This window comes from Bradyrhizobium sp. (assembly GCF_016462955.1).
Classification (GTDB): domain Bacteria; phylum Pseudomonadota; class Alphaproteobacteria; order Rhizobiales; family Xanthobacteraceae; genus Bradyrhizobium.
On record NZ_JAEMSD010000764.1, the window covers coordinates 1 to 2,300 of the forward strand.

General features: G+C 64.3%; 2 protein-coding genes. Both read left to right on the top strand.

Annotated elements, in window-relative coordinates:
* Nucleotides 1–77: 77 nt before the first annotated feature.
* On the top strand, nt 78–1,379 hold the full coding sequence (gene istA, locus JHD07_RS38050; protein WP_049820478.1) for an IS21 family transposase: 1,302 nt from the start codon (nt 78–80) through the stop codon (nt 1,377–1,379).
* Nucleotides 1,379–2,239 carry an IS21-like element helper ATPase IstB gene (istB, locus tag JHD07_RS38055; protein WP_028139087.1) on the top strand — a complete coding sequence of 287 codons (861 nt, stop codon included), beginning with the start codon at nt 1,379–1,381 and terminating at the stop codon, nt 2,237–2,239. Before istA ends, istB begins: the two co-directional genes overlap by 1 nt.
* Nucleotides 2,240–2,300 lie beyond the last annotated feature (61 nt).

A 2,300-nucleotide genomic window follows, 5' to 3' on the forward strand; every position in this document is an offset into this window, starting at 1 on the left:
TGTCGCGCGCCATGGAAAACTGCCCCCTCAGCGTCACAAGGGATTGCCCCCTCCTTGGATAGCTGAGGAGAGAGTGAATGAAGCGGGAACGAATCACTGAAGGCTCGCCGTGGAATGATCCACGGGGGCAGATGATGAAGACGCCGGATGACGTGGCGGAGATGATGCGCCTGAGGGCGTGCGGGTGGGGTGTGAAGCGGATTGCGCGGCAGCTGGGCTGCAGCCACCACACGGTGAAGGACTACTTGGCGGCGGGCGGGGTGAAGCCGTTCAAGTCGCCTGAGCGGCCGAAGCGTCTCGACGGCCTTGAGGGTTGGCTGCGCGAGAGGCTCATTCGGCATCGCGGCAATGCCGACGTGGTGCGACAGGACCTGCTGGCCGAGAAAGGCGTGGCCGTCAGCCGGCGGACACTGCAACGCGCCGTGCAGCCCTATCGCCAGGCGCTGAAAGCGGAGGCGCTGGCGACGACGCGGTTTGAGACGCCCCCGGGCCGGCAGCTGCAGATCGACTTCGGGGAGCGCCTGGTCGAGATCGGAGGGGCGAAAGTCAAGGCATTCGTGTTCGTGGCAACGCTTGGACACTCGCGAAGGCTCCATGTGCGTGCGTTCCGGGCCGAGAGGCAGGAGCATTGGTTCGCCGGGCTCGAGAGCACATTCACGACCTTCAGCGGTGTGCCGGAGGAAGTGCTGATGGACAATCCACGCGCGCTTGTCGTGCGGCACGACGCAGTGAGCCGGTCGGTTCAGTTCAACGACAAGCTGATAGCCTTCGCAAAACATTGGGGCTTTCGCCCTCGCGCCTGCGCGCCATATCGGGCGCGCACGAAGGGCAAGACGGAGAACGGCGTCGGCTACGTGAAGAAGAACGCGATCGCCGGTCATTCCTTCCCAAGTTGGGAAGCATTCGAGGCGCATCTCGACAGATGGGAGCGAGAGGTTGCGAACGTTCGGATCCACGGCACGACCGGCGAGACGCCGATCATCCGCTTCGCGCGTGACGAGATACATCGGTTGAAGCCGCTCGGCGGGCAGCCCTCGTTTGGATCCTTGCGTGAACTGTCCCGCGTCGTCGGCAATGATTGCGCCGTCGAGATCGACACGAACAGCTACTCGGTACCGTGGCGCCTGATTGGCGAGCGCGTGGCGGTAACGATCGCGGCCGGCGAAGTGCGGATCCGCCATGGATTGCACCAGGTCGCGGTCCACAAGCAATCGGAGGGTCGCCGGCTGCGGATTGTCGACTCCGCCCATCTCGATGGTGTTGCTGGTCGCAATGGCGCGGTCCGCCGGGCGGAGATCGCTGTGCCGGCGCCGTCCTCACCGCCGTCGTTGTTACGTCCTCTTGCCGAATACGAAGCCATGGTCGGAGGAAGCTTCTGATGGCGAGGGCAAAAAAGGCAATGGAAGCAACGAACGATCCGCTAGATGCCATGCTGGCGCGATTGCAGCTCTCCGGCATCCGCGATCAGCTCGACAGCCTGCTCGACGAAGCCGCGCGCGCGAACCTGTCGGCGCGTGAGACGCTGATCTTGCTGTGCGAGCGCGAGATCGCACGCAAGGATCATCGCCGCGTCGAGATGGCGCTGAAGCTCGCGCACTTCCCGGCTGTGAAGGAGCTTGCTGGCTTCGACTTCGAGGCGCAGCCGTCGATCGATCCAAAGCAGATCCGTGACCTTGCCGCGTCACGTTGGATCGCCAACGGCGAGAATGTGCTGTTGCTCGGGCCGCCGGGCGTCGGCAAGACGCACTTGTCGATCGCGCTGGGACGAGAGGCGATCCTGGCCGGATACACGGTGCAGTTCACCACGGCGACGACACTGGTCGCGGGCCTTGCCAAGGCGCACGGCGAGCGACGGCTGGACGAGAAACTGCTCGCCCTGTCGAAGCCAAAGCTGCTGATCGTCGACGAGCTCGGTTACCTGCCGCTGGAACCTGACGCGGCGCATCTGTTCTTCCAGTTGGTCAGCCGCCGCTACGAAACTGGCGCCATGCTGATCACCTCAAACCGCAGCGTTGCCGAATGGGGCACCGTGTTCGCGGATCCCGTGGTCGCCACCGCGATCCTCGATCGGCTCCTCCACCACAGTCACGTGCTGACGATCCGCGGCGACAGCTACCGGCTCCGCGCCAAGCGCAAGAGCGGCCTTATAAAGACGCCGACCGCCGGTGACGGCCCTCCAGTCGGCTCCGCCTCCCTCCGGCCCGTCACCGGCGGAAACAACCTTCAACCGAGATCATAATCCCGATGGTGGGGGCAGTTCTTCATGACGCAAAGGGGGCAGTTCCGGATGGCGTTTGACA

Bases quoted from the DNA above. Each gene is read 5' to 3' on its own strand.
- istA (WP_049820478.1), top strand. From the start codon at position 78: ATGAAGCGGGAACGAATCACTGAAGGCTCGCCGTGGAATGATCCACGG.
- istB (WP_028139087.1), top strand. From the start codon at position 1,379: ATGGCGAGGGCAAAAAAGGCAATGGAAGCAACGAACGATCCGCTAGAT.